This window comes from Rugamonas fusca, assembly GCF_014042365.1.
Lineage (GTDB): Bacteria > Pseudomonadota > Gammaproteobacteria > Burkholderiales > Burkholderiaceae_D > Rugamonas > Rugamonas fusca.
In genome coordinates, this window is sequence record NZ_JACEZS010000032.1 from 22,019 (window position 1) to 48,991 (window position 26,973).

Annotated in this window: 25 protein-coding genes, 1 tRNA gene and 1 rRNA gene; 13 read left to right on the forward strand and 14 right to left on the reverse strand. The window is 65.1% G+C overall.

The genetic code is table 11. The features are described from left to right. Window positions 1–25: 25 nt before the first annotated feature. Entirely contained in the window at window positions 26–1,672 is a 1,647-nt protein-coding gene (locus H3H36_RS24265) for a methyl-accepting chemotaxis protein (RefSeq protein WP_220459848.1), read from the reverse strand. Continuing rightward, complete coding sequence (locus H3H36_RS24270; RefSeq protein ID WP_220459849.1) at window positions 1,660–2,460, reverse strand: EAL domain-containing protein; 801 nt, start codon at window positions 2,458–2,460, stop codon at window positions 1,660–1,662. Before H3H36_RS24270 ends, H3H36_RS24265 begins: the two co-directional genes overlap by 13 nt. A 141-nt stretch (window positions 2,461–2,601) precedes the next feature. Here H3H36_RS24270 and H3H36_RS24275 point away from each other — a divergent pair, with 141 nt between their 5' ends. Continuing rightward, a complete protein-coding gene (locus H3H36_RS24275; protein WP_229220083.1) occupies window positions 2,602–3,528 on the forward strand; it encodes a MerR family transcriptional regulator in 927 nt (308 codons plus the stop codon). Window positions 3,529–3,694: 166 nt separating this feature from the next. Then, on the forward strand, window positions 3,695–4,171 hold the full coding sequence (locus H3H36_RS24280) for a hypothetical protein (protein ID WP_182220631.1): 477 nt from the start codon (window positions 3,695–3,697) through the stop codon (window positions 4,169–4,171). Window positions 4,172–4,231: 60 nt separating this feature from the next. Here the strand turns inward: H3H36_RS24280 and H3H36_RS24285 are convergent, their stop codons facing one another. Both H3H36_RS24285 and H3H36_RS24290 read right to left on the reverse strand, forming a co-directional pair. Further along, the gene (locus tag H3H36_RS24285) at window positions 4,232–5,032 is read right to left on the reverse strand and encodes a substrate-binding periplasmic protein (RefSeq protein WP_182220632.1); all 801 of its coding nucleotides are present in this window, start codon (window positions 5,030–5,032) and stop codon (window positions 4,232–4,234) included. Window positions 5,033–5,320: 288 nt separating this feature from the next. After that, a tRNA-Phe gene (locus H3H36_RS24290) sits at window positions 5,321–5,396 on the reverse strand. Window positions 5,397–5,548: 152 nt separating this feature from the next. On the opposite strand from H3H36_RS24290, the gene H3H36_RS24295 reads away from it, so the two are divergent. The 7 genes from H3H36_RS24295 to H3H36_RS24325 all read left to right on the forward strand — a co-directional run bounded on the left by H3H36_RS24295 (window position 5,549) and on the right by H3H36_RS24325 (window position 14,208). Further along, entirely contained in the window at window positions 5,549–6,790 is a 1,242-nt protein-coding gene (locus H3H36_RS24295; RefSeq protein WP_229220084.1) for an FAD-dependent monooxygenase, read from the forward strand. Window positions 6,791–6,830: 40 nt separating this feature from the next. After that, window positions 6,831–7,553 (forward strand): DsbC family protein, encoded by a 723-nt coding sequence (locus H3H36_RS24300; RefSeq protein ID WP_182220633.1) that lies wholly within the window; start codon window positions 6,831–6,833, stop codon window positions 7,551–7,553. Window positions 7,554–7,682: 129 nt separating this feature from the next. Continuing rightward, window positions 7,683–8,141, forward strand: a complete 459-nt coding sequence (locus tag H3H36_RS24305; RefSeq protein WP_182220634.1) for a (2Fe-2S)-binding protein — start codon at window positions 7,683–7,685, stop codon at window positions 8,139–8,141. A gap of 11 nt (window positions 8,142–8,152) precedes the next feature. After that, complete coding sequence (locus H3H36_RS24310) at window positions 8,153–10,384, forward strand: xanthine dehydrogenase family protein molybdopterin-binding subunit (RefSeq protein WP_182220635.1); 2,232 nt, start codon at window positions 8,153–8,155, stop codon at window positions 10,382–10,384. Between the two features lie 24 nt (window positions 10,385–10,408). Further along, entirely contained in the window at window positions 10,409–11,032 is a 624-nt protein-coding gene (locus H3H36_RS24315) for a nucleotidyltransferase family protein (RefSeq protein ID WP_311196687.1), read from the forward strand. A gap of 7 nt (window positions 11,033–11,039) precedes the next feature. After that, window positions 11,040–12,857 (forward strand): M61 family metallopeptidase, encoded by a 1,818-nt coding sequence (locus H3H36_RS24320; protein WP_182220636.1) that lies wholly within the window; start codon window positions 11,040–11,042, stop codon window positions 12,855–12,857. 199 nt (window positions 12,858–13,056) lie between these two features. After that, window positions 13,057–14,208 (forward strand): GGDEF domain-containing protein, encoded by a 1,152-nt coding sequence (locus H3H36_RS24325; protein WP_182220637.1) that lies wholly within the window; start codon window positions 13,057–13,059, stop codon window positions 14,206–14,208. Window positions 14,209–14,227: 19 nt separating this feature from the next. Here the strand turns inward: H3H36_RS24325 and H3H36_RS24330 are convergent, their stop codons facing one another. The 8 genes from H3H36_RS24330 to rpe all read right to left on the reverse strand — a co-directional run bounded on the left by H3H36_RS24330 (window position 14,228) and on the right by rpe (window position 20,977). Next, window positions 14,228–14,677 carry an energy transducer TonB gene (locus H3H36_RS24330; RefSeq protein WP_182220638.1) on the reverse strand — a complete coding sequence of 150 codons (450 nt, stop codon included), beginning with the start codon at window positions 14,675–14,677 and terminating at the stop codon, window positions 14,228–14,230. A 69-nt stretch (window positions 14,678–14,746) separates the two neighbouring features. Beyond that, window positions 14,747–15,547 carry an indole-3-glycerol phosphate synthase TrpC gene (trpC, locus tag H3H36_RS24335; RefSeq protein ID WP_182220639.1) on the reverse strand — a complete coding sequence of 267 codons (801 nt, stop codon included), beginning with the start codon at window positions 15,545–15,547 and terminating at the stop codon, window positions 14,747–14,749. Window positions 15,548–15,572: 25 nt separating this feature from the next. After that, window positions 15,573–16,211, reverse strand: coding sequence for a LysE family translocator (locus H3H36_RS24340; RefSeq protein WP_182220640.1), 639 nt, complete (start codon window positions 16,209–16,211; stop codon window positions 15,573–15,575). Between the two features lie 34 nt (window positions 16,212–16,245). Next, entirely contained in the window at window positions 16,246–17,283 is a 1,038-nt protein-coding gene (trpD, locus tag H3H36_RS24345; RefSeq protein WP_182220641.1) for an anthranilate phosphoribosyltransferase, read from the reverse strand. Window positions 17,284–17,361: 78 nt separating this feature from the next. Next, window positions 17,362–17,925: an anthranilate synthase component II gene (locus H3H36_RS24350; protein ID WP_182220642.1), complete on the reverse strand. Its 564-nt coding sequence runs from the start codon at window positions 17,923–17,925 to the stop codon at window positions 17,362–17,364. A 1-nt stretch (window position 17,926) separates the two neighbouring features. Then, entirely contained in the window at window positions 17,927–19,423 is a 1,497-nt protein-coding gene (gene trpE / locus H3H36_RS24355; protein WP_182220643.1) for an anthranilate synthase component I, read from the reverse strand. Window positions 19,424–19,625: 202 nt separating this feature from the next. Continuing rightward, complete coding sequence (locus H3H36_RS24360) at window positions 19,626–20,309, reverse strand: phosphoglycolate phosphatase (protein ID WP_182220644.1); 684 nt, start codon at window positions 20,307–20,309, stop codon at window positions 19,626–19,628. Window positions 20,310–20,311: 2 nt separating this feature from the next. Next, window positions 20,312–20,977 carry a ribulose-phosphate 3-epimerase gene (gene rpe, locus H3H36_RS24365; RefSeq protein ID WP_182220645.1) on the reverse strand — a complete coding sequence of 222 codons (666 nt, stop codon included), beginning with the start codon at window positions 20,975–20,977 and terminating at the stop codon, window positions 20,312–20,314. A 211-nt stretch (window positions 20,978–21,188) separates the two neighbouring features. Here rpe and apaG point away from each other — a divergent pair, with 211 nt between their 5' ends. After that, window positions 21,189–21,563, forward strand: coding sequence for a Co2+/Mg2+ efflux facilitator ApaG/CorD (gene apaG / locus H3H36_RS24370; protein ID WP_182157249.1), 375 nt, complete (start codon window positions 21,189–21,191; stop codon window positions 21,561–21,563). Window positions 21,564–21,732: 169 nt separating this feature from the next. Continuing rightward, on the forward strand, window positions 21,733–22,938 hold the full coding sequence (gene mltA / locus H3H36_RS24375; RefSeq protein WP_182220646.1) for a murein transglycosylase A: 1,206 nt from the start codon (window positions 21,733–21,735) through the stop codon (window positions 22,936–22,938). A 24-nt stretch (window positions 22,939–22,962) separates the two neighbouring features. Here mltA and H3H36_RS24380 read toward each other — a convergent pair whose 3' ends face one another. Beyond that, complete coding sequence (locus tag H3H36_RS24380) at window positions 22,963–24,180, reverse strand: MFS transporter (protein WP_229220085.1); 1,218 nt, start codon at window positions 24,178–24,180, stop codon at window positions 22,963–22,965. Between the two features lie 162 nt (window positions 24,181–24,342). Between H3H36_RS24380 and H3H36_RS24385 the strand changes: the two genes are divergently transcribed. After that, the gene (locus H3H36_RS24385; RefSeq protein ID WP_182220647.1) at window positions 24,343–25,119 is read left to right on the forward strand and encodes an enoyl-CoA hydratase; all 777 of its coding nucleotides are present in this window, start codon (window positions 24,343–24,345) and stop codon (window positions 25,117–25,119) included. Here H3H36_RS24385 and H3H36_RS24390 read toward each other — a convergent pair whose 3' ends face one another. Next, on the reverse strand, window positions 25,120–26,394 hold the full coding sequence (locus H3H36_RS24390) for a GMC family oxidoreductase N-terminal domain-containing protein (RefSeq protein ID WP_182220648.1): 1,275 nt from the start codon (window positions 26,392–26,394) through the stop codon (window positions 25,120–25,122). 463 nt (window positions 26,395–26,857) lie between these two features. Here H3H36_RS24390 and H3H36_RS24395 point away from each other — a divergent pair. Further along, window positions 26,858–26,973 (forward strand): 16S ribosomal RNA (locus H3H36_RS24395); the annotation flags it as partial.

A 26,973-nucleotide genomic window follows, 5' to 3' on the forward strand; every position in this document is an offset into this window, starting at 1 on the left:
CCCGTCGCGGCGACTGTTCGCCGGCTCAGGCGGCCGGGCTGGCGCCGGGCAGGCGGCCGGCGATCTGCGCCGGCGCCGCTGGCGCCTTGCCGGGCTGCCGCGTGTCGCCGCCCGCGCGCAGGCGGAACGCTGCCACCGCCTGCGCCAGGTGCTGCGCCTTGTGTTTCAGCTCGCCAGCCGCGGCGGCAATCTGGCTGACCATGCTGGCGTTGTGCTGGGTGGCGCTGTCGATCCGCTGCATGGCGCCCGACACCTGCTCCAGGCCGGCATTCTGGTCGCGGCTGGCCTGGGCGATGTCGCTCACCTCCGCCGAGACCCGCTGGATACCACCGACAATCTCCGCCATGGCGTTGCCGGCCGCCGCCACGTGCATGGCGCCCTGGTCGATGCGCTCGACGCTGTTGGTGATCAGTACCTTGATTTCCTGCGCCGCGCTCGCGCTGCGCTGGGCCAGGCTGCGTACTTCGCTGGCGACGACGGCGAAGCCACGCCCCTGTTCGCCCGCGCGGGCCGCCTCCACCGAGGCATTCAGCGCCAGGATGTTGCTCTGGAAAGCAATACTCTCGATCACGCCGATGATGTCGGCGATCTGCCGCGCGCTGTCGTTGACGCTCTGCATGGTATGCACCGCCTGCTGGACGGCGCCGCCGCCCTGTTCCGCCATCTGGTTGGCGCGCACCGCCAGTGTGTAGGCCAGTTGGGCATGTTCGGCATTGCGCTGGACGGTGGCGCCGAAACGCGCCATGGCGCCCACGGTTTGCACCAGCGCGCTGGCCTGGCTGTCCGTGCGCGCGGCCAGGTCCTGGTTGCCGGCGGAAATCTGGCTGGCCGCGGCCGATACGGTCTCCGCATGGGCGCGCACGCCGCTGACCATGTCGCTCAGCCCGCGCTGCATGTGCGCCGCGTAGGCCAGCACGCTGCGCTGGTCACCGGGCGCCAGGTCGAAGCGCTGCGTCAGGTCGCCTGCCGCCAGGCGGCTGAACAGCGCGCGCAGCACGTGCGGTTCAGCACCGAGCTCGGCCGCCAGGCTGCGCTCGATGGCCAAGCCGGCCAGCACCGACAGCAGCACCGCCAGCGCCATGCCGCCGATGTAGCTGCGGCGCTGCGCCTGGTAAGTGGCGTGGGCCGCCGCCACCATGGCTTGCGCACGGCCGGCCGTCAAGGTGGCGTAGTCGTCGGCGGCAGCGGTCAGTTGCCGCAACAGGGGCCGGCAATCCTCGTTCATGCGCTGTACGGCCCGTTCATGCTGGCCCTGCAGCGCCAGGTGGACAATATCGAGCGCCACCGGGGCGTAGCGTTGTTCGACCTCGGCCACGGCGGCGATCTTGTCGCGCACCAGCGAGGGCACGTCCGGCGCCTGCGCCAGCTGCTGCAGGCGCGCCAGTTGCTCGCCGACACGGGCGTGCGCCGCCATCACGGCTTGCTGCTCCAGGGCCAGGTCGGCGGGTGACGCCACCAGCACCAGGTTACGGGCCGCGATGGCGCGGTCGTCCACGGCGGCGCGCAGCCGCTCCATGGTGTGGGCGCGGGCGTTGATGCCATTGACGAATTGGTCGAAACGTTCGCTGGTGGCAGACAGCAGGTAGTTGGCGGACAGCGCCATCGCCAGCACCAGCAGGGTCAGCGCGCCGAAAGCGAGGCGCAGCTTGCTGCGCACGGTCAGTGGATGCATGACAGATCCTTTGTTGGCGTGAATGCGGCAGGCGTGGTTGCTGCCGCCCAATGAATGCCGGGCACCTGGCCGACGACCGGGCGACTGAACAGGTAGCCCTGGAACAGCTTGACGCCCTGCGCGCGCAGGTAGCGCAGTTCGCCCACCGATTCCACCCCTTCGGCGATGACTTCGATCCGCAGCGCCCGGCAGACCTCGATGATGCTGCGCACGATGACCTGGCGCACGTGGTTCTCGTGCACGTCGCGGATCAGGTCCATGTCGAGCTTGATGTAGTCGGGCTGGAAGTCGGCCAGCAGGTTCAGCCCGGCATAGCCGGCGCCGAAATCGTCGATGGCGGTCTTGAAGCCCTGGCGCCGGTATTCCCGCACGATGTTGCGCAGGTGCTGCTTGTCGCGCACTTGCTCGCTTTCCGTGATTTCGAACAGCAGGCGGTGGGTCGGCATCTGGTGGCGCCGTGCCGCTGCCAGCGTGGCGCGGATGCATGTCTCGGGCTCGTACACGGCATTGGGCAGGAAATTGATGCTCAACAAGCCTTGCAGGCCCAGGCCGCTGGCCAGCTCCACGGCCTTGGTGCGGCAGGCCTGGTCGAAGGCATAGCGGTTCTCGGCATTTACCTGCGACAACACGTGCGCCGCGCCCGCCCCGTCGAGGCCGCGCACCAGCGATTCATGCGCGAACACGGTCCGTCGCTCGACGTCCACGATAGGCTGGAACGCCATGGTGAAGTCGAACGGCAGTGCGCGGCCGGCGCGGCAAGCCTGGCAGGCTGGTACCTGGATAGTCATCGTAAGCCCCCTTGGGTATAATTTTGTCTAAGACAAAGTGGAGGCAATTATGCCCGCGGGAAATATTTTTGTCTAGGACAAAATGGGCGGCGTGGCTAAAATGGCGCCATATCAATTCAGCATTCTTTTCTGGCAAACCGCATGAATCCTCAGGAATTGTTCACCATCGCCGCCGTGGAACGCGACACCAGGTTGTCCAAGGACACCTTGCGCATCTGGGAACGCCGTTACGGCTTTCCACAACCGTTGCGCAACCAGCAAGGGGAGCGCCTGTACCCCGCGGACCAGGTGCAGCGCCTGCAGTTGATGCAAATCCTGTTGAGCGGCGGCCTGCGCCCGGCGGCGATCGCCGGCTTGCCGCTGGAGGCGTTGCAAGGGCTGCTGGACCAGCGCCAGACGGTCGCGCCGCCGCCGCCGGCCGCGGCGCTCGCCTTGCATGCCGACTGCCTGCGGGCCTTGCGCCAGCACGATATGCCGGCACTGCTGCAACTGCTGAACCGGAGCGCCAAGCGGCTCGGTCTCGCCGGCCTGGTGTGCGACGTGCTGGCCGACTTGACGGCCGAAGTGGGGCGGGCGTGGGCGCGCGGCCAGATCGAAGTGTTCGAGGAGCACTTGTACACCGAATGCGTCAGCACCATGCTGCGCCAGGCGCTGGCCGAATTGATGCTGCAAAGCGCCCGGCAACGGCCGCGCATCCTGTTGACCACGGTACCGCAGGAAGCACATGGATTGGGCTTGTTGATGGCGCATACCCTGATGGCGCTGCAGGGCTGCGACTGCCGCTCGCTCGGGCTGCAGACGCCGCTCCAGCAGCTGGTACAGGCGGTGAGCGCGCAAGCGATTGACGTGCTGGCGCTCAGCTTCAGCCAGACCATGCGTGCCACGGACGTGCAGCGCAACTTGCGCGACGTGCGCCTGGCGCTGCCGGAGCAGGTGCAGATCTGGGCCGGTGGCAGTCATCCGGCGCTGGTCAAACTGGCGTTGCCCGGCGTGACGACACTCGCGCGGCTGGAGGATATCGGCCCCGCCATTGCCGCCTGGCGCGAGGCCGCGTCTTTGACGCTGTAGTTCGCTCTTTGCTGAACGCGAAAAGCGATCAATCCGGCGTGGTCCCGGTGGGGGGCTTTATGTCCGGGCTAGGCATCTTGACCTATGTGCTTGGAATCGGCGTTCAGCGAGAATAGGTGGGTGGCAACCGTCCTCGATAACCTTTCCTTGCACCGGAGCAGGCAAAATGAAGCAAACCGTCTTGACCGTCCTCGCCGTGTGCGCCCTGGCCACGGCGCCCGCCTTCGCAGCGCAGGACATGCATCAGCACGGCCACGATGCGCACGGCGCCACGCTGCAACTCAATGCGGGCAAGAAATGGGAAACCGATGCCGCGCTGCGCAAGGACATGGGCGCCATTCGCCAGTCGATGGCAAGCTCCCTGGACGCGATCCACGCCAACAAGATGCCGCCCCAAGCCTATGCGGCGCTGGCCAGGAAAGTGGAGGATGGCGTGGCCGACATGGTCGCCAACTGCAAACTGGCGCCGGCTGCCGATGCGCAACTGCATGTCGTGGTCGCCGAGTTGCTGGCCGGTGCGGAGCACATGGCAGGCAAGGCCAAATCGGGCACGCCCCAGGACGGCGCCGTGAAGGTGATCGGTGCGCTCAACAACTACGGCAAGTATTTCGACGACCCGGACTTCCAGCCGATCTCGCACTGAGCATGCACTGAGCACGCACTGTGCCAGGGCGACGGGCCTGCAACGCTGGATCCAAAGGCATCAAAAAGTGGTCATGGCTTTCGCTTGGCGGTCGCCAAAATATTTGCGCATGATTTGAAACAGCGTGCCGTCGCGCCGCATGCCATCGATGATGTTGCGCCACTGTTGCTGATCTTCCGGGGACAGCGATCGCTTGGACATGATCAGGCCGTGCAGAACCGAGGGGTCGTCGGACTCAAACAAATTGGTCAATTCCGACAGTTCCCGCTGCTGGACTTGCGAGTAATTGAAAGGCTCAATGATGATGCCCTGAATGCGATTCAGTTTAAGCATGCCCAACAACTGCTCGTGGTTGACCACTTCATTGATGCGGTTTTCTGCGCGCAGCGCGTCGGCCAAATGGTTGAAACGCTCGCTGTAGCGAAAGCTGCGAATGGTGCCCAGGGAAAGGTCCTGGCGTCTTTGAAAGTCGTCTATGCTGCGCACCCCGGCGTCTTTACGGACCAGCAGGTAATATTTGTTGAACAAATACCATCCGAATGCCGCAAATTTGTCGCGCTCGGGATTGGTGATGCCAGACATGCTGAAATCCAGTTGGCCGGATTCGATCAAGGCCCATATGCGCGCCCGTGGCATCACGGTGACGGTGAATTTGCAGCCGCTGCGTTTGATCATTTCTTCCGCCACATCCTTGTCGATGCCCTGGTCCAGTGCCTTGGAGTACAACATGCCATGCTCGTGATACGCCAGGGTATAGGTGCGGCTGCAGTTGGGCGTTGGCGCGGCCTGCGCCAGGCCGGCCGCAGTGGCCAGGACGATAGGCAAGTTCCGGAGTCCGGTCAATATGGTGGAAATGGCCATGTATAGTCAAGTTACTGGTCTTGGGAAAAAAAACCGGTCAACTACATTCGCGGATAGAACAATTGTTGAGCCTGCCGCTTGAGTCACGATACCAGAATTCCTGGCAGCAGGAGATCAGCCTCTTTCATTTTGAGAAGAGTGAGGATGGGCGGATGCCGCGCGATGAATTCGGCAACTTCAGTCAGCCTTTTGCCAGCAGCGATGTGGCATGGAAACGGACACGCGGGTTCTGGTTCCGGAAACAAAAACGCCGATCTGCATGGATCGGCGTTTCGTCAAGGATGTTCTTGGTGGCCCGGGGCGGAATCGAACCACCGACACAAGGATTTTCAGTCCTCTGCTCTACCAACTGAGCTACCAGGCCAAGGACCGCAATTATAGCAGGCTCAAGAGAATTGGCAAGGCCGTCCGTGAAAAAGATTTGCCCGCGAGATTTTTCCGCCAGCTGCGGCGGCAGGCAATGCCATATCAACATCATGGCAGGCGCAGCAATTGGCGCCCGCCACAAACGCTATAATGAACGCCCCGATCAACCACCCCCACAGTCCCACCATGCGGCGCGACCTTCACAGTGATATTTGTATCGTAGGCGATGGCGCCATCGCCAAGACGACGGCGCTGGCCTTCGCCCAGGCCGGGCAGAGCGTGACGATGCTCACGCCGCCGGCCGCGCCCAAGGCGCCGGCCGCCGGTGATCCCGGCTGGGACGTGCGGGTGTTCGCTCTCAACCACACGGCCCACAAGCTGCTGTCTTCGCTCAAGGTGTGGGGCGCGCTGGATGCGGCCCGGGTGGCGCCGGTGGATGCCATGCTGGTCAACGGCGACGGCGAGCACGCCGGCGCCCTCGGTTTCGACGCCTACGGCGCCCACACGGGCACGCTGGCCTGGATCGTCGAGGACCGCAACCTGAACCAGGCGCTGGACGCGGCCCTGCGCTTCGCCCAGAACGTGACCATGGTGGCCGGCCACGCCACGGCGCTGCTGCGCGACGACGACGGCGCCACCGTGCAACTGGCCGACGGCTCGGCCATCCGCGCCGCGCTGGTGGTGGGCGCCGACGGCGCCCAGTCCTGGGTACGTGGCCAGTGCGACATCGGCCTCGATTACCGCTCCTACGGCCAGCGCGGCGTGGTCAGCAACTTCCATTGCGAGAAACCGCACCTGGGCGCGGCCCACCAGTGGTTCACGGGCGCCGACGGCATCGTGGCGCTGCTGCCGCTGCCGGGTAACATGGTGTCGCTGGTCTGGTCGGCGCCCGACGCGCTGGCCGATACGCTGTGCCGCGAGGGGGCCGATGCGCTGGCCGCCCGCCTGGCCGTCTACGCCCGCGACAAGCTGGGCACGCTCACGCCGCTGCGTCCGGAACTGGTGCGCGACTTCCCGCTGCGGCTGATGCGCCCGCACGCGATGGTGGCGCCGCGCGTGGCGCTGGTGGGCGATGCGGCCCACGTGGTCCATCCGCTGGCCGGCCATGGCATGAACCTGGGTTTTGCCGACGTGGCGCAGCTGGTGGCCACCATCAACGCGCGCGAGCCGCAGCGCGCCATTGGCGATGAGCGGGTGCTGGCGCGCTACGCCCGCGCGCGCAAGGAAAACGTGCTGCTGATGCAGTTCACCACCGATGGCCTGGCGCGCCTGTTCGGCACGGATGTGGAGCCGTTGCGCGTGGTGCGCAATTTGGGATTAAACTTGCTGGATAAATTGCCCGTGCTCAAGCGCCGCCTGATTTCCCACGCATTGGGAAATCAGCAAGGTTGATGGCCGCACGGGCGCCTGTGATGTCGTTTTCGGAGATGGTATGAGAAAGAGCAAGTTCGCACTGCTGTTGTTGTCGGCCCTGATGGCCTCCTGCGTGGGCGCCGAGACGCCGACCGAGGCGGGCATCAAGAAGTTGATCGAGCCGCGCCTGGGCGGCGGCGCCAAGGTCGATTCGGTCAAGGAGACGCCTTACAGCGGCCTGTATGAAGTGCGCATGGGCGGCGACATCCTGTACACCGACAAGACGGCCACCTACCTGTTCTCCGGCCACATCTACAACGCCAAGACCTCGGTCGACCTGACCCGCGAACGGCTCGACGAAATCAACCGCATCAAGTTCTCCGACCTGCCGCTGGACAAGGCCGTCAAGCTGGTCAAGGGCGATGGCAAGCGCGTGATCGCCGTGTTCGAGGACCCCAACTGCGGCTACTGCAAGCGCTTCCGCCAGAACACCATCAAGGCGATGGACAACATCACCGTCTACACCTTCATGTACAACATCCTGGCCGAGGATTCGTTCACCAAGTCCAAGAACATCTGGTGCTCGGCCGACCGCAACAAGGCCTGGGATGACTGGATGGTGTCGGGCAAGGCCGCGCCAGCCGCGCCGGCCGCCTGCAATACGCCCAACGACGCGGTGCTGGAACTGGGCCACAAGCTCAACGTGACGGGTACGCCGGCCATCTTCTTCACGGACGGCAGCCGCGTGCCCGGCGCCATCGACGCCCGCTCGCTGGAAGCGAAGCTGTCGTCGATCAAGTAAGCGTAGTAGTATTGGCAATTCCCATGCGGACGGGAGCATCGTCCGCAGTCTGACGGCGCCCGTGCATCGCGGCGCCGGTTTCGTCTTTGCCTGTCCCTTTGTTCATCGCTGCATCAAGAGGAGCCATTGATGATTACCCTGAATATCAACGGAAAAAACATGCAGGTGGACGCCGACCCGTCCACGCCCATCCTGTGGGCGCTGCGTGACAACCTCAATCTCACCGGCACCAAGTTCGGCTGCGGTGCGGCGCTGTGCGGCGCCTGCACCGTGCACCTGGGCGGCCAGCCGGTGCGCTCCTGCGTGACCCCGATCTCGGCGGCCGTGGGACAGAAGATCGTCACCATCGAGGCCATGGAGTCGGACAAGGTGGGCAAGGCGGTGCAGGAGGCGTGGGTGCGGCACGACGTGCCCCAGTGCGGCTATTGCCAGAGCGGCCAGGTGATGAGCGCCACGGCCCTGCTGCGCGCCAACAAGGCGCCCAGCGATGCCGACATCGACAACGCCATGAGCGGCAACATTTGCCGCTGCGGCACCTATCAACGGATTCGCGCCGCCATCAAGGACGCCGCGAAAACCCTCGCCTGAAGGAGAACGTCATGCGTATCGAATGGCTTAACCAGGACACGATGCAGGCGGCGGTACAAGGTGCGGGCGAGGGCATGAGCCGGCGTGGTTTCATCAAGGCCGGCGCGGTGGCCGGCGGCGGCCTGGTACTGGGCTTTTTCGTACCCGGTGCGAACCGCTTCGCCAACGCCCAGGCGCAGCAGGCCAAGACCTATGAACCGAACGCCTTCCTCCACATCGCGCCGGACAACAGCGTGACGGTGCAGGTCAACCGGCTCGAATTCGGCCAGGGCGTGCAGACGGCGCTGCCGATGCTGATCGCCGAGGAACTGGACGCCGACTGGTCGCAGGTGCGCAGCGAACTTGCGCCGGCCGGAGAGCAGTACAAGGACCCCGCGTTCGGCATCCAGATGACGGGCGGTTCGGGTTCCGTCGCCCACTCGTTCACGCAGTACCGCGAAATCGGCGCCCGCGCCCGCGCCATGCTGGTGGCGGCCGCCGCCGAGCAGTGGAAGGTGGCACCGGCCCAGGTCAAGGCGGCCAACGGTGTGCTGACCGGGCCCGCCGGCCAGAAGGCCAGCTATGGCGCCATGGCCGATGCGGCCATGAAGCAGCCGGTGCCAGCCACCGTTACGCTGAAAGACCCCAGGCAGTTCCGCCTGATCGGCAAACCCGTCAAGCGGCTCGACGCGCGCGCCAAGTCCAGCGGGCACCAGCAGTTCGGCATCGACTTCAAGCCGCCCGGCGCCAAGGTGGCGCTGATCGCCCATCCGCCCGTGTTCGGCGCCAAGGTGGCAAAATTCGACGCCACGCGGGCCAAGTCCATGCGCGGCGTGGTGGCCGTGCTGGAAGTGCCGACCGACCGTGGCGGCAGCGGCGTGGCCGTGATCGCGGATGGCTACTGGCCGGCCAAGCTGGGCCGCGACGCGCTGCAGGTCGATTGGGACACCAGCGCCGTTGAAAAGGTCAGCAGCGACAAGCAACTGGCCGACTACAAGGCGCTGGCGCAAACGCCGGGCACCGTCGCCAAGCAGGCCGACACTTCGCGGCTGGCCGGCGCGCCGAAGAAGATCACGGCCGTCTATGAATTCCCCTACCTGGCGCACGCGCCCATGGAACCGCTCAACTGCGTGGTGGACCTGCGCGCGGACGGCTGCGAAGTGTGGGCCGGCACCCAGTTCCAGACCATCGACCAGGGCGCCATCGCCAGGACGGCCGGCTTCAAGCCGGAGCAGGTGGTGCTGCACACAATGATGGCCGGCGGCGGCTTCGGCCGGCGCGCCGTGCCGACCTCGGACTACCTGGTGGAAGCGGTCAACGTGGCCAAGGCTTACCGGGCGGCCGGCAAATCCGGCCCCGTCAAGGTGATCTGGAGCCGCGAGGACGATATCCGCGGCGGCTACTACCGCCCGGCGCACGTGCACCACGCGGAACTGGGGCTGGACGAAAAGGGCAAGATCGTGGCCTGGAACCACACCATCGTGGGCCAGTCCATCATCAGCGGCACGCCGTTCGAGCCGATGATGGTCAAGAACGGGGTGGACGCCACCATGGTCGAGGGCATGGGCGAGCCATATGAAGTGCCGCTCAACCTGTCCGTGCATAACGTGAAGGCCAACGTGCCCGTGCTGTGGTGGCGCTCGGTCGGCTCCACCCACACGGCCTTCGTGATGGAGACGCTGATCGACGAGGCGGCCCATGCGGCCAACATGGACCCGGTGGCCTACCGCAAGCAGCTGCTGGGCGAGAAGCACAAGCGCCACCTGGCCGCGCTGGAGCTGGCCGTGGCCAGGTCGGGTTATGGCAAGAAGGCGCTGCCCAAGGGACAGGCGTGGGGCGTGGCGATGCACGAGTCGTTCAATTCCGTGATCGCCTATGTGGTCACGGCTTCCGTCAAGGATGGCGTGCCGCACCTGCACCACGTCACGGCCGGTGTGCATTGCAACCTGGCCGTCAACCCGATGACCATCGAAGCCCAGGTCCAGGGCGCGGCCTTGATGGGGCTGGGCATGACATTGCCCGGCGCCGCCATCACGCTCAAGGACGGCGTGGTGGAGCAGCAGAACTTCAGCGATTACACGGTGGCGCGCATGCCCGACATGCCCGTGATCGAGGTGCACATCGTGCCCTCGGCCGAAGCGCCAACGGGCATGGGCGAGCCGGGCTTGCCGCCGCTGGCGCCGGCGTTCGCCAACGCCGTGTTCAAGCTGACGGGCAAGCGGCTGCGCAAGCTGCCGTTCGATCTGGCTTCGGCCAGTGCCTGAGCCGGCGACGCTGGCAACGCCAGGGTGCGTGATCCGGTGAGCCTGACCGGCGTGCTGCTGGCGGCCGGGCGGGGCCGCCGGTTCGATCCGTCCGGCCAGCGCAGCAAGCTGCTGCAGCCGCTGCCCGGCGGCGGTACCGTGGCCGAGGCCAGCGCCCGCCATCTGCTGGCCGTGCTGCCGCGCGTGGTGGCCGTGGTGCGGCCCGGTGAGGATGCGTTGGCCGCGGCGCTGGGCGCGCTCGGTTGCGAGGTGTGCGTATGCCCGGACGCTGACCTGGGCATGGCGGCCTCCCTCGTCCATGCGATAGACTACGCCCGTGGCGCCGCAGGCTGGCTGATCGCGCTGGCCGACATGCCGTTTGTGCAAGCGGCCACCATCGCCAGCCTGGCGGCGGCGGTGCAGGATGTGGAGCACGGCGCCGGTATCGCTGTGCCCATGTACCAGGGCCGGCGCGGCCATCCCGTCGCCTTTGGCCATGCATACCTGCCGCTGCTGCTGGCGCTGGAAGGCGACCAGGGCGCGCGCGCTATCCTGCGTGCGCATCCCGTATGCGAGGTGGTGGTGGACGACAGCGGCATACTGCGCGATATCGACACCCCGGACGACCTGGCGCCGCCACAAGCGGCGCCGGAACCAGAACAGCTATAGGAAGAAAATGAAGAAAGCACAGAACAAGAAGAGCCCCGCCATTGCCTACGCCATCGTGGCCAAGGACTTGCCGGGCCACCTGTTCCAGGTCACGCTGGCCGTGAGCGCGCCAGCGCCGGACGGCCAGGTACTGGCGCTGCCGGCCTGGATTCCGGGCAGCTACATGATCCGCGAATTCGCCCGCAACATCATCCAGATCCGCGCCGAATCGAACGGCAAGGACGTACCGCTCACCAAGCTCGATAAGCACACCTGGCAGGCCGCGCCGGTGTCCGGCCCGCTGATGGTCCATTACGAAGTCTACGCCTGGGACTTGTCGGTGCGCGCCGCCCACCTGGACCAGACCCACGGCTTCTTCAACGGCACCAGCGTGTTCCTGCGCGTGGTGGGACAGGAGCAGGCCACCCACACGGTCGACATCCAGCGCCCGGCCGACCCGGCCGCCGCCAGCTGGCGCGTGGCCACGGCGCTGCCGGAACTGAAGGCCAGGCGTTATGGTTTTGGCAGCTACGTGGCCGCCGATTACGATGAACTGATCGATCACCCGGTCGAGATGGGCGACTTCGCGCTGGCCACCTTCAAGGCCCACGGCGTGCCGCACGATATCGTCGTCACGGGCCGCGTGCCCAACCTGGACATGGCGCGCCTGTGCCGCGACCTGAAATCCATCTGCGAAACCCAGATCGCCTTCTTCGAACCGAAAACCAAGCGCGCGCCCATGGAGCGCTACGTGTTCCTCACCATGGCCGTGGGCGACGGCTACGGCGGCCTGGAGCACCGCGCCTCGACGGCCCTGATCTGCGCCCGCGCCGACCTGCCCAGCACGGCCGCGCCGCAGACCAAGGAGCTCCCGGACGGCTACCTGCAATTCCTCGGCCTGTGCAGCCACGAGTATTTCCACACCTGGAACGTCAAGCGCATCAAGCCGGCCGCCTTCGCACCGTATGACCTGCAAGTGGAGAACCACTCGCCGTTGCTGTGGCTATTCGAGGGCTTCACCAGTTATTACGACGACTTGATGCTGGTGCGCGCGGGCCTGATCGGCGAGCCGGCCTACTTCAAACTGCTGGGCAAGACGGTGGCCAGCGTGTTGCGCGGCAGCGGCCGCACCAAGCAGAGCGTGGCCGAATCGAGCTTCGATGCCTGGACCAAGTACTACCGCCAGGACGAGAACGCACCCAATGCCATCGTCAGCTACTACACCAAGGGCTCGCTGGTGGCGCTGGCGCTGGACCTGACCATCCGTGCCAAGACGGCCGGTGAGCGCACGCTGGACGATGTGATGCTGGCCCTGTGGCAGCGCTACGGCCACGACTTTTACCCGGACGGCGGCCGCGGCGTCACGCCGGCCGAAGTGGAAGCCCTGTTCGACGAGATCAGCGGCCTGCGCCTGAAATCGTTCTTCGACAAATACGTACGCGGCACGGCCGACCTGCCGCTGGCCAAGCTGCTGGCGCCGGTCGGCGTCAAGCTGGCCGACGAGCGCAAGTCCGCGAAACCGAGCCTGGACGTCAATCCCGGCCGCGACGGCAACGATTGCAAGCTGTCGGCCGTGCACGAGGGCGGGGCGGCGCACCAGGCCGGCCTGTCGGCGGGCGACGTGCTGGTGGCCGTGGATGGCTTGCGCGCCACGCATGCCAACCTCGATAACCTGCTGGCCCGCTATGCCGTGGGCGCCACGGTGGAAGTCCATGCGTTCCGGCGCGACGAGTTGATGGCGTTCCAGGTCACGCTGCAGGGCGACCGCGCGCCCGGCATCACGCTCACGCTGGACGCGGCCGGCGCCAAGCGCGGCGCAGCCCTGCGCCCCAGCGCCGCACGCTGAGCGTCGTGCAACAAGCCGCGCAGGCGACGGCGCTTGCGCGGTTTTCATCTTTTCAGATTGGCGGTGAGAATCTGTCATATTTCGTTGGCGAGTTCTGGTCTAGAATGCGGAATTGGATATTTGCGCCTGTGCGCGCCCATCCGCCCTCGTCGACCATAAGCTGCCCGTGATTTCGCTCGATCCCCTGACGATTGTCCTGATGTCCACCGTGATGTGTGGCGCGATGAGCATCGTCCTGTTTTCCGCCTGGCGCAGCTTCCCGGCCGAGATCGGCGGCTTGCGCGAATGGGGCATGGGCTTGCTGCTCATGGTCGCCGGCACCGTGCTGCTGGCGCTGCGCGGCGGTACCGTGCCCAGGCCCCTGCCGGTACTGAGCATGAACGCCGTGCTGTTGTGGGGCATAGGGCTGTCCCTGATCGGCACGGAAAAATTCTATGGCCTGCGCCCCAGCTGGCGGCTGTTTCATGGCATCTGGCTCGTGGGCATGGCCGCCATCGCCTGGTGGCTGCTGGTGTGGCCCGACTTCCCGGTGCGCGTGGCCGTCTTTTCCACCCTCGTCAGCGTAATCTACTGGCGCCAGGTATGGCTGATCGCGCGCCACGGCGAGCGCCAGTTTCCCACCCTGTTGTTCGGCATGCTGATGCTGGCCCAGGCCTTGGTGGTGGCCACGCGCGGTGTGCTGGCGCTGTTCGCCGGCGGCACCTCGGTCGACCTGCTACGGCCGGGGACGTTCCAGAACGTGTATCTGGCCATCAGCAGCTTCATGGTGCTGATGCTGGTGGTAGGCTTCCTGACGGTGGCCACCCGTCGCCTGCAAACCATCCTGGAATTGCGCTCGACGCGCGACCCGCTGACCCAGGTGCTGAACCGGCGCGGCTTCGCCGACGTCTACGCGCGCGAGCGCGCCCTGATGCAGCGCGAGCGCCGCGCCATCTCCTTGATCAGCATCGACCTCGATCACTTCAAGTCCATCAACGACCGCTATGGCCACGCCACCGGCGACCGGGTGCTGGTACATGTGGCGGAAGTGATCGGCAAGGTGCTGCGCGCGTCGGACCACGTGGCCCGTTTCGGCGGCGAGGAATTCGTCGTGCTGCTGCCCGACACGGGCATGGAGCGGGCCTGCAGCGTGGCCGAACGCATCCAGGATGTGCTGCGGGAGCCGCGCCAGGACGGCTTGCCGGCCTGCACGGCCAGCATCGGCGTCGCCTGCCAGCTCAGCGCCGAGGAAGATTTGGACGGCATCCTGCTGCGGGCCGACGGCGCCCTGTACCGCGCCAAGGCGCTGGGGCGCGACCGGATCGAAGTGGCGGAACCGGCCAGCCTGCCGCCACGGGCGGCGCTGGGCTGAATGTACCCCCGCGGGTGCCTTACTGCGGCCCGGCCAAGGTGCGCAGCTGGAACTGGTAGTCGCGGTTGAACAGGAAAGTCTCCGTCACGGCCAGGTGCCGGCCCCGCAGCAGGGAACCAGGGCGGGGCAGGGGCTCGGCCCGGCGCACGGCGCTCATGGCGATGCTGGAGGCGTCGTCGTCGCGCGAGCGGTGCACGCGCAAGGTGCCGATATTGCCGTTGCCGTCGATGGTGAAGTCCAGCACGACGATGGCCGGCAGCATGGGCGGCAGCGCGCCGTAGAAGATCTGCGAAGCGTTGGCGGCGGCGATGCGCCGGGCCACCATGATCTTGTAGTCATCCAGCGTGGCCGCCTGGCGCTGGCTTGGCGCCGGTTGCGGCGCTGGCGCGGGCGCCCGCGTCACTGGGGGAGGTGGCAGCACGGTCGGCTGCCGGTAGCAGGAAGTGAGCAGGCCAGCGAGCAGGGACATCCCCACTAACGAGGCCAGCCCCGCGAGGGCTGTTTTCCTCAACGGTGTCGTGGCCATGGCAATCTCCGGTTAGTTGAACAGGCGGCGCAATTCCGCGCCGGGGTCTGGTGCGCGCATGAACGCTTCGCCTACCAGGAAGGCGTTGACGTTAGCATCACGCATACGCTTGACATCATTTGTTACCATGATGCCAGATTCCGTCACAACGAGGCGCTCGCTTGGAATGCGTGGCAACAGGCCCAAAGTGGTGTCCAGCGACGTCTCGAAGGTACGCAGGTTGCGGTTGTTGATGCCCATCAGGTTGGTCTTCAGGCGCAGGGCGGCCGTCAGTTCGTCGCCGTCGTGCACTTCCACCAGCACGTCCATGCCCAGCTCATGGGCGCACGCTTCCATTTCCGCCATCAGCCCATGATCGAGCGCCGACACGATCAGCAGGATGCAGTCGGCGCCCATGGCGCGCGCTTCGTACACCTGGTAGATGTCGATCAGGAAGTCCTTGCGCAGCACGGGCAGCGCGCACGCGGCGCGCGCCTGCTGCAGGTAGTCGACGGCGCCCTGGAAGAACTGCACGTCCGTCAGCACGGACAGGCAGGCCGCGCCGCCTGCCGCGTAGCTGGCCGCGATCTCGGCCGGACGGAAATCGGCCCGCAGCACGCCTTTCGAAGGCGACGCTTTTTTCACTTCCGCGATCACCCCGGCCGCGCCGGCGGCGATGTGGCGGCGCAGGCTGGCCTCGAAGCCGCGCAGGCCGGCCCGCAATTCGGCGTTGCCTTCCACTTCGCGTTGCAGGCTGGCCAGGTTGCGGTGCTTTTTGGCGGCGGCCACTTCGTCGGCCTTGACGGCCAGGATTTTGTTGAGGATGTCGGACATGATGGGGAAACCGTGAATGGGAATGCTAGTGTTGTTCGGATAAGGCCAGGCGCAGGCCCAGCGCCAGGAACAGGCCGCCGGTGGCGCGGTTCAGCCACAGGGCCAGCAGCGGCTTGAGCTTGAGGCGGGTGCTGGCGAACGCGGTGAACAGGGCCAGCGCGTGGCACCACAGCGTGCCATTGAAATTGAAGATGCAGCCCAGGATGATGAAGGCCAGCGGCTTGCTGGGCGCGTCCGCGTTGATGAATTGCGGGACGAAGGCCAGGAAGAACAGCGCCACCTTGGGGTTGAGCACATTGGTCAGCATGCCCTGGAAGTAGATTTTCCGGTAGGGCAAGGCTGGCAGCGCGGGCGTTGCCACCTCGGCAGGCTGGCCGCGCCGGCTGCGCAGCAGGCCGATGCCGACATAGACGATGTAGGCCGCGCCCACCCATTTGACGACCGTGAATGCGGTGGCCGACGTGGCCAGCAGCGCCGACAGGCCCAGCGCTGCGGCCAGGATGTGCACCAGCGTGCCGGTGGCGATGCCCAGCGCCGCGGCCGAACCGGCACGCCAGCCTTGGGTGGCGCTGCGTGTCATGATCAGCAGCGAGTCGGGGCCGGGCAGGATGTTGAGCAGCAGGCCAGATACGATGAACAGCGTCAGGTCGTGGATGCCGAACATGGCGTCTCTCCTCGTTGATGGCTTGGTTGGTGGCTTAGTTGGTGGCGCCCAGCGTCTGCGTCACCTGCACGAACTGCTCGATCTTCTTGAGCGCCGCGCCGGACTCGATGGCGATGCGGGCCCGCTTCAGGCCATCCTCGATCGAGCTGGCCACGCCGGCCGCGTACAGCGCCGTGCCGGCGTTCAGGGCCACGATGTCGTACGGCGCGCCGGGCTGGCCGGTGAGCGCTTCCATCATCATGGCGCGCGAGGCGGCGGCGTCGGCCACTTTCAGGTTGCGGCTGGCGATCATCTGCAGGCCGAAGTCTTCCGGGTGGATTTCGTATTCGCGGATTTCGCCGTTGACCAGCTCACCGACCATGGTGGCCGCGCCCAGCGACACTTCATCCATGTTGTCGCGGCCATAGACGACCAGGGCGTGCTGCGCGCCCAGGCGTTGCAGCACCCGCACCTGGATACCCACCAGGTCGGCGTGGAACACGCCCATCAGGATGTTGGGCGCGCCGGCCGGATTGGTGAGCGGGCCCAGGATGTTGAAGATGGTGCGCACGCCGAGTTCGCGCCGCACCGGCGCCGCGTGCTTCATGGCCGCGTGGTGGTTGGGGGCGAACATGAAGCCGATGCCCGTTTGCGCGATCGACTGGGCGATCTGCTCCGGTTTCAAATTGATGTTGGCGCCCAGCGCCTCGATCACGTCGGCGCTGCCGGACGAGGACGACACGCTGCGCCCGCCGTGCTTGGCCACGCGCGCGCCAGCGGCGGCGGCCACGAACATGGAGGCGGTGGAGATGTTGAACGTATGGGCGCCGTCGCCGCCGGTGCCGACGATGTCGAGCAGGCCGCTGGTGTCGGCCATCGGCACCTTGGTGGAGAATTCGCGCATCACTTGCGCGGCGGCGGCGATTTCGCCGATAGTTTCCTTTTTCACGCGCAGGCCCATGGTCAGGGCCGCGATCATCACGGGCGACATTTCGCCGGACATGATCTGGCGGAACAGGTGCAGCATCTCATCGTGGAAAATCTCGCGGTGTTCGATGCAGCGCAGCAGGGCTTCTTGATGGGTGATCGGCATGGCAATTCCTTCTTCAAATTTTGAACGCGGGTCGCAGCGGAGGGAGGAAAGACGTACGTGAAGACGTACGCCTCCCTATCAGCGGACCAGGAAATTCTTCAGCAGCTCGTGGCCGTGTTCCGACAGGATGGACTCGGGGTGGAACTGCACGCCCTCGATGTCGTATTCCTTGTGGCGCACGCCCATGATTTCACCGTCGTCGGTCCACGCCGTCACTTCCAGGCAGGAAGGCAGCGAGGCGCGCTCGATGGCGAGCGAGTGATAACGGATCACTGTGAAGGGGGAGGGCAGTCCCTTGAAGACGCCCACGCCCGTATGCGCGATGAGAGAAGTTTTGCCATGCATGACCTGCTTGGCGCGGATCACCTTGCCGCCAAAGGCTTCGCCGATGGCCTGGTGGCCCAGGCACACGCCCAGGATGGGCTTCTTGCCGGCGAAGTGCTTGATCACCGCCAGCGAGATGCCGGCCTGCGCCGGGTCCTTGGGGCCGGGCGAGATGCAGATGCGGTCCGGATTGAGGGCCTCGATCTGTTCGATCGTGATCTCGTCGTTGCGGTAGACCCGCACGTCCTCGCCCAATTCGCCGAAGTACTGCACGATGTTGTAGGTGAAGGAGTCGTAGTTGTCGATCATCAGCAGCATCTCAGAACTCCCCATCCAGGCCATCTTGCACTTGTTCGGCGGCGCGCAGCACGGCGCGCGCCTTGTTTTCAGTTTCCTGCCATTCCATCTCGGGGATGGAGTCGGCCACGATGCCGGCGGCGGCCTGCACGTACAGGTTGCCGTCCTTGATCACGCCGGTGCGGATGGCGATGGCCACGTCCATTTCGCCGCCGAACGACAGGTAGCCGCAGGCACCGCCGTAGATGCCGCGCTTGGAGATTTCCAGCTCGTCGATCACTTCCATCGCCCGCACCTTGGGCGCGCCCGTCAGGGTGCCGGCCGGGAAGGTGGCGCGCAGCACGTCCAGGTTGGACAGGCCGTCTTTCAGCTTGCCCTCGACGTTGGAGACGATGTGCTGCACGTGCGAATACTTTTCGATCACCAGGCGGTCGGTGACCTTGACGCTGCCGATCTCGGAAATGCGGCCCAGGTCATTGCGGGCCAGGTCGATCAGCATCACGTGTTCGGCGATCTCTTTCGGATCGGCCAGCAGTTCTTTCGCCAGTTCGGCGTCGCGCTCGGGCGTGCTGCCGCGCGGGCGGGTACCGGCGATAGGGCGCAGCGTGACTTTCTTCTGGCCGTCCGGCGCTGTCTCGTTGCGCACCAAGATCTCGGGCGAGGCGCCGACGATCTGCATGTCGCCGAAATTGTAGAAGTACATGTACGGCGACGGGTTCAGCGAACGCAGCGCGCGGTACAGGGTCAGCGGCGAATCCACGTAGGGCTTGCGCAGGCGCTGGCCGATCTGCACCTGCATCAGGTCACCGGCCAGCACGTATTCGTGGGCCTTGGCCACGGCCTTCAGGTAGTCGGCCTTGTCGAATTCGCGGATGGTCTCGGTGCGCACGGAGCTGGAGGTGACAGGTGCGTCCACGCCACGGCGCAACATCATGCGCAAGTCCTTCAGGCGCTGGCGCGCTTTCGAATAGGCTTCCGGCTGGGTGGGGTCGGCGTACACGATCAGGTACAGCTTGCCCGACAGGTTGTCGATCACGGCCAGTTCTTCCGTCACCATCAGCTGGATGTCGGGCAGGCCCAGGTCGTCCTTGGGGCAGGTGGCGGCCAGTTTCTTCTCGATGTGGCGCACCGTGTCGTAGCCGAAGTAGCCGGCCAGGCCGCCGCAGAAGCGTGGCATGCCGGGGCGCAGGGCCACCTTGTAGCGCGACTGGAATTGTTCGATGAATTCGAGCGGATTGCCCTCGTGGCGTTCGATCACGGCGCCGTTGCGAACGACTTCCGTCACGTTGCCCGTATTGCGCAGCAGCGTGTTGGCCGGCAGGCCGATGAAGGAATAGCGGCCGAAACGCTCGCCGCCCACCACCGATTCGAGCAGGAAGGTGTTCTTGCCCGCGTTCTGGGTCTGGGCCAGCTTGAGGTACAGCGTGAGGGGAGTTTCGAGGTCGGCAAACGCTTCCGCGATCAGCGGGATACGGTTGTAGCCTTCATTGGCCAACGATTTGAATTCGAGTTCGGTCATGTTTCTCTCCATGCCGCCGCATTGTGAGCGGCGGTGGGTTTGCAAAAAACCTGTCGGGTGCGAGAGCACGTGCGACAGCAATCAATTCGGCTTACTTTTGCCAGGATTGCCAGCGTCGCCAAAGCCAGGCCTCAATCGAGCCCGGTTGTGTGACAGTGTGTTTTTTGGTGAGAAACATTATCGGTTGAGCGCAGTATGCAATTCAGTTATGCAAACGAATCTGGCGTGCCGCTTCTAGCAGCGTGTCAACTATACCATCGGAATCGGTTTCGTGTATAGCCTGTCCGTGATTGTAGCCGTAGGGTACCGTCAGGACGGGGCAACCGGCCGCCCGCGCCGCCTGCGCGTCGTTGGACGAGTCGCCAATGGCCACCACGGCCGATGGCGCCAGGCCGAAGTGTTCGCATGCGGTCAGCAGCGGCAGCGGGTCCGGCTTCTTGCGGGCCAGCGAATCGCCGCCGTACACGACGTCGAAATAGCCGTGCAGGCCTTTCTGGTGCAGCAGCGGGGTGGCGAACGAGATCGGCTTGTTGGTCACGCAGGCCAGGCGCAGGCCTTGCGCCTTGAGCGCTTCCAGGCCCGCGATCACGTCCGGGTACAGTGCGCTGTGGTTGCCGTTGATGGCCAGGTAGTGGCGCTGGTAGGACGCCAGCGCCGCCTCGAAATGCTGCTCCACGCCGGCCGCGTCGTAGTCGAGCGCCAGCACGCTGCGGATCAGGTTCTCGGAACCCTTGCCCACCATGTTGGCGATCAGCTGTTGCGAGATGGGCGCCAGGCCCAGCTCGGCGCGCATGGCGTTGATGGCCACGTGGAAGTCGGGCACCGTGTCGAGCATGGTGCCGTCCAGATCGATGATCGCGGCGCGGACGCCTGCCAGGACTTTCATGCTTACACCGTCGCCAGTTGGGTACGCATGGCGTCGATCACGGCCTTGTAGTCGGGCTGGCCGAAGATGGCCGAGCCGGCCACGAAGGTGTCGGCGCCGGCCTTGGCGGCGGCGGCGATGTTGTCGATCTTGATGCCGCCGTCCACTTCCAGCAGGATGTCGCGGCCCGATTCGTCGATCTTGCGGCGCGCCAGCGCGATCTTCTTCAGTGCTTCGGGGATGAAGGACTGGCCGCCGAAGCCGGGGTTGACGGACATGATGAGGATCATGTCGATCTTGTCCATCACGTGGTCCAGGTAGTGCAGCGGGGTGCCGGGGTTGAACACCAGGCCGGCCTTGCAGCCGTTATCGCGGATCAGTTGCAGCGAGCGGTCGATGTGCTCCGACGCTTCCGGGTGGAAGGTGATGATGTCGGCGCCGGCCTTGGCGAAGTCGGGGATGATGCGGTCGACCGGCTTGACCATCAGGTGCACGTCGATCGGCACTTGCACGTGCGGGCGGATCGCCTGGCATACCAGCGGGCCGATGGTCAGGTTGGGCACGTAGTGGTTGTCCATCACGTCGAAGTGGATGATGTCGGCGCCGGCGGTGACGACGTTGCGCACTTCCTCGCCCAGGCGGGCGAAGTCGGCGGACAGGATGCTGGGGGCGATGCGGAAAGTGGTCATGGTGTGGTCGTGCAGTGCGCTTGCATTTTAAAAAGATGCGCTATTTTACGCTCGCTGGCGCGGCCGCGCCTGTTTGGTCCAAGGTTTTATGGGCCGTTTTGGCTGCGGCAGCTTGCATCCTGCTCCAATTTGGAGTGCAATGTAGGACTGACGATATTGAATCGCTATCATTGTCGGCGGTTCACGTTTTACCGTTTTTTAAGGAAAGTCGATGGCCACTTACGAATTTACTGTGTCGGTCAGAACCCAGTACCTGCCCGAGCAGTCGGACCCCGAGCGCACCAATTTCGTGTTCACTTACTCGATCACGATCAAGAACACGGGGACGGTGCCGGCGCAGCTGATCTCGCGCCATTGGGTCATCACGGACGCCAACAACCACGTGGAGGAAGTGCGCGGCCTGGGCGTGGTGGGCCATCAGCCCTTGTTGCAGCCAAACGAGCAGTTCGAATACACGAGCGGCACGGCGCTGCAGACCCAGCAAGGCTCGATGACGGGCGAGTATTTCTGCGTGGCCGAGGATGGCCACCAGTTCGAAGTCAAGATTCCCGAATTCGTCCTGTCGCTGCCGCGCACCTTGCACTGACACGGCCCGCGCCATTTCTCCGGGGCGCGCCGCCGCGCCTCAATTCGTGTCGTCGTTCTTCTGTTTGGGCGTAGGCTTTTTGCCCGAGTACATGGTCCACCAGACGATGAAGACCAGCAGGAAGAACGCCACGATCGCTTCCAACATCAAGACCCACATAGTTATCCTTATGTCATTTACACGCAGTAGTTTACTCGTTTCGCTGACGGCCGTCGTGCTTTCGCTAGCCGCCTGTACCACGGCGCCGCCGCGCCAGCCCGCACCGCCGCCCGTGGTGCCGGCGCCTGTGCCCACGCCGTCGCCGACGCCGGCACCGCTGCCGACCACGCCGCAATTCGTGCCAACGACCTTCGCCGCGTTGCCGGGCTGGGACCGCGATGACGTGCGCGCCGCCTGGCCGGCCTTCGTGTCGTCCTGTAATGTGCTGGTCAAGCGCGTGGACTGGAAGGAAGCCTGCACCATCGCCCGTACCGTCAACGGCAACGACGAACAGGCGATCCGCACCTTTTTCGAAGCGTTCCTGGTGCCGAACCAGGTCATCGCACCCGACGGCGCGCACGATGGTCTGATTACCGGCTATTACGAGCCACTGCTGCGCGGCGCCCGCAAGCGCGGCGGTCCATACCAGACGCCGTTGTATAAAGTGCCCGATGACCTGATCACGGTGGACCTGGCCAGCGTCTACCCGGAATTGAAGGGCATGCGCTTGCGCGGCCGGCTGGTGGGCAAGAAGGTGGTGCCGTATGCGAGCCGCGCCGAGATCGAGCGGGCCGACGCCACTGGCAAGGAGCTGCTGTGGGTGGACGATCCCGTTGAATCGTTCTTCCTGCAGGTGCAGGGTTCCGGCCGCGTACAGCTGACGGACACCCAGGAAACCGTGCGCGTGGCGTACGCCGACCAGAATGGCTATCCCTACAAATCGATCGGCCGCTGGCTGGTGGACAAGGGCGAACTGACAATGGAGCAGGCCTCGGCGCAGGGCATCAAGGCCTGGATCGCGGGCCATCCCACGCGCATGCAGGAACTGTTCAACGTCAATCCCAGCTATGTGTTCTTCAAGGAGGAGCGCTTGCCTGATCCGCGCGTGGGGCCGAAAGGCGCGCTGGGCGTGCCGTTGACGCCGCAGCGCTCGGTGGCCATCGATGCGTCCCAGCTGCCGCTGGGCGTGCCCATGTTCCTGTCGACCACGCAGCCGAACAGCGACATTCCGCTGCAGCGGCTGGTGATGGCGCAGGATACGGGCGGCGCGATCCGCGGCGCGATCCGGGTCGATTACTTCTTCGGCTTTGGCACCGAGGCGGCCGACAATGCGGGCCGCATGAAGCAACGCGGCGCGATCTGGCTGCTGTTGCCGCGCCAGGCGCCGGCGCGCTGATTGCACCGGCGCGGCGGTCCTGGTTCAGGGCCGCACGGCGCGGATAGGCTTGGACATCAGCAGGGCGATGGTCAGCACCACGCCGCCGGCCGCCACGCAGGCCATGCCGGTACGGATGCTGTAGTGTTCAGCCACGGCGCCGGCCACCATTGCGCCCACCGGGGCCGTGGCCACCGTCAGGAAGCGCATGGTGGAGGTCATCCGGCCCAGGAATTCGTCCGGCGTCACCTTCTGGCGCAAGGCCAGGTAGGGCATGAAGAACAGCATCACGCCGCAGTCGAAGAAGAAGGCCAGCGCCGCGTAGGCGACCGCGCTGGCGTTGCGGCTGCCGAACAGTTCGGCGGGGATGGTAGGCATCAGCACGAAGCCCAGCGCCGTCGAGGCCACGCCGACCAGGATGGTGCGGCCCGGCCCGTAGCGGCGGTTCAGGGGCTTGAGCAGCAGCGAGCTGACGAACACGCCTATCCCGCCCACCATCTGCGCCGTGCCCAGCATGCCCGGCGTCATGCCCAGCTCGCGCGTGGCGAACAGGATCACCAGCGCCGAGTAGCCATAGAACAGCCAATGCCAGAAGCCCGTGGCCCAGGCCAGCGCGCGCAGCAGCGGCTGGCCCCAGATGAATTTCAGGCCGTCGTGGATGTCGCGCAGCGGGTGCTTGTCCGACGGGGCGGGGCGCGGATCGCGCACGCTGATGCGGCGAAGGTTGAATACGGATATGACGAAGCCGGTGGCGTTGAGCAGCACGGCGAACGGCGCAGTCAGCCACTGGATCAAGATGCCGGCGATGCCGGGCGCCAGCAGGCGCGAAGCGGAATCGGTGGCGGTCAGTTTCGATTGGGCGTCGATCAGGCCGTCGCGGCCGGTCAGGTAGGTCAGGAAGATCTGTTCCGCGCCGCCGCCCACCACCGAGCACACGCCCAGCACAAAGGCGTTGGCATACATCCAGTGGATAGACAGTGTGCCCATCCAGTAGGCGGCGGGGATGCTGGCCAGCGAGATGGCCTGAATAGACTCGCTCAATAACAGGATGGGGAATTTGCTGTTGCGGTCCAGGATGACGCCGGCCGGCAGCGCGAACAGCGCGAACGGGACAGCCTGGGCCGCGACCAGGGTACCCATCTGCGCCGGCGTGGCATGCAGCAGCAGCACGGCGCACAGCGGCAGGGCCAGCGCGCTGACCTGGCCGCCGAAGCCATTGAGCACGCTGCTGAACCAGTAGCGGCGGAAGTCGGCATTGCGCAACAGGGCGTCATTGCCAAACTTGTCGCTTAAATAGTGGCGGAATACGGTAAGAATGGGGCGTCCTGTGTGGGCTGCGTATCAAGCGGTTCATCATACCAGTGCCCCTTCGCCATAGATAGACGCTACAATCGATGGATACTTTTTCAATTGGAGGAGAGCTCAATGCAGTATGAAGACCTGATCGTAGAGATTCACGACAAAGTGGCGCTGATTCGCCTGAACCGTCCCAAGGCCCTGAATGCGCTGAACGACCGCATGATGAATGAGCTTGGCGATGCGTTGTACAAGTTTGACGCTGATCCGGCGATTGGCTGCATCGTCCTCACGGGCAGCGAGAAAGCATTCGCCGCTGGCGCCGACATCGCGGCCATGGCCGATTACACCTACACCGACACCTATCGCGATAACTACATCACCCGCAACTGGGAGCATATCCTGCGCGTGCGCAAGCCGGTGGTGGGCGCCGTGTCCGGCTACGCGCTGGGCGGCGGCTGCGAACTGGCCATGATGTGCGACTTCCTGATCGCGGGCGACAACGCCAAGTTCGGTCAGCCGGAGATCAAGGTTGGCGTCACGCCGGGCGCGGGTGGTACCCAGCGTCTGCCGCGCACCATCGGCAAGGCGAAGGCGATGGATCTGCTGCTGACGGCCCGCACCATCGATGCGGCCGAAGCGGAGCGTATCGGCCTGGTGTCGCGCGTGGTGCCGGCCGACAAGCTGATTGAGGAGACCCTGGCTGCGGCGGCCACTATCGCCGCCATGCCAACGTCGGTGGCGATGATGATCAAGGATGCCGTCAACCGCGCCTTCGAGACCACGCTGACGGAAGGCGTCAATTACGAGCGCCGCCTGTTCCAGGCCGCGTTTGGCACCCCGGCCCAGAAGGAAGGCATGCACGCCTTCCTGGAAAAGCGCGCACCGAAGTTCGACGGGCTTTAATCAGAGCGCAAGCCCCAGCCGCTTGCCCAGGCACAGTAGTGTCAGGGTGGGCGGCAATCCCCAAGGGCCGGGGATGACCGAGGCGTCGCAGACAAACAGGTTGGGTGTGGTTGTCTGCAGGGAGCTGTCCACGCCGTCGCCGATGCGCACGCTGCCACCGGCATGGGCGGCGAAATGCCAGCTCTTGAATATCTTCTTTGCCCCGGCGGCGCGCAGGATGTCGCGCGCCATGCCCACCCCGGTTGCCAGCCGGGCGCGGTCGGCGCCGGACAAACCCTTATCGACCCAGTGCGGCCCGATGCCGCCGCCGACGTCGTCGCGTATCTTTACCATCAACGTCAGCGTGCGCGCGTGCGACAGCAGGCGGTCGAATCGCCCGACCTGGGCGGCGAAGGCCTGGTACATGGGCTTGGGCAGCGTCATGTCGGCCAAGGCAATCCCTTCCTCCCGCAGATACATCCCGGCCGCCATCGGCACTTCGGCGCCGCCATCGATATCGTCCACCTGTCCCATGACGGCCACGACGGGGTCGCTGAAAAATGGGCTGCGCGCAGGGTGCAGGCCCGAGTGGTGCAGCAGGCGCGGGCTGCCGATGCCGCCGCCGGCCAGTACGATCTTGCCGGCCAGCGCCTGATGCAGCTTCCCGCCGCGCCGGTAGTGCACGCCGGTGGCCCGGCCGTTTTCCACGATGACTGCCTCTGCCTTGGCTTGGTCGATCAGGGTTGCGCCGAGTTGAACGGCCTCATCAAGAAAGTCGCGCGCGGTCCACTTGGCGCCATAGGGGCAACCATACACGCAACGCCAGCAGCCGGTGCGGCAGGATAGTGGGCGTATTAATTTATCAAGTTTGCGCCAGTTGAGCTGCAAGGCCAGGGCACCTTGCTGGATGCGCCTGGCCATGGGGCCGATCAGTTCGTCCGGCAGGGGCGCCATCGGCAGCTCTGCCTGTAGCGACGCTAACGCGGGTGCCAGATCGATCCCATGCGCGGCGAACATAGGCAACGGCGGTGGGACCGCAGTGGCGAAGTTGATGGTGGATGTGCCGCCAGTGGCAATGCCGCTCACCAGCAGGGACGCATCATGATGGAAGAATGCGCTCTTGCCAGGTATGGCGGCAATGCCGGCCATTTGCGACAGCGTGCCCTGCAGTGGAGCGGCGCTACCCTGTTCCAGCACCAGTACCCGCATCCGCCGGCGCGCGAGTTCGCGCGCGACACTGGCGCCGCCCGGTCCGCTGCCAACGACGATGACATCAAATGGTGGAGGCTTTGTCATGGGATATGGCCGGAGGTGAGAGGGGAGGCGGGGTGTCACCTTAGCGCATTTCATGCCGGTCTGCCAGCGAGGACGATGTGGGGCTGCGAAAAAGGCCTTGCCAGTCCTGCGCGGGCTTTGCTATAGTTCGCCTCCCCGCAAAACGGCGCATGTAGTGCGAGTGAAGCGGGGAGAAAAATGAGGGGTTGACGAGCTGCACGAAACACCGCATAATCTCATCTCTCTGCTGACGAACAAAACGATTCGCAGCAAGCAGTACCGAATAAAGTTCTTTAACAATTCACAGTCGATAAGTGTGGACGTTTGATGGAAGTGCACACGAGGCTAGTCCTCGTGATACTTAAAATATCAAATGTTCACAAGAAATAAATTAATAGGATACTCGCAAGAGTAGCCTGTCAGTATTTTGAGTGAGCGACCCGTTAGAGATAACGGTGCGAGAAATCGCAAACAAACAGAGATTAAACTGAAGAGTTTGATCCTGGCTCAGATTGAACGCTGGCGGCATGCCTTACACATGCAAGTCGAACGGCAGCGCGGGGCAACCTGGCGGCGAGTGGCGAACGGGTGAGTAATATA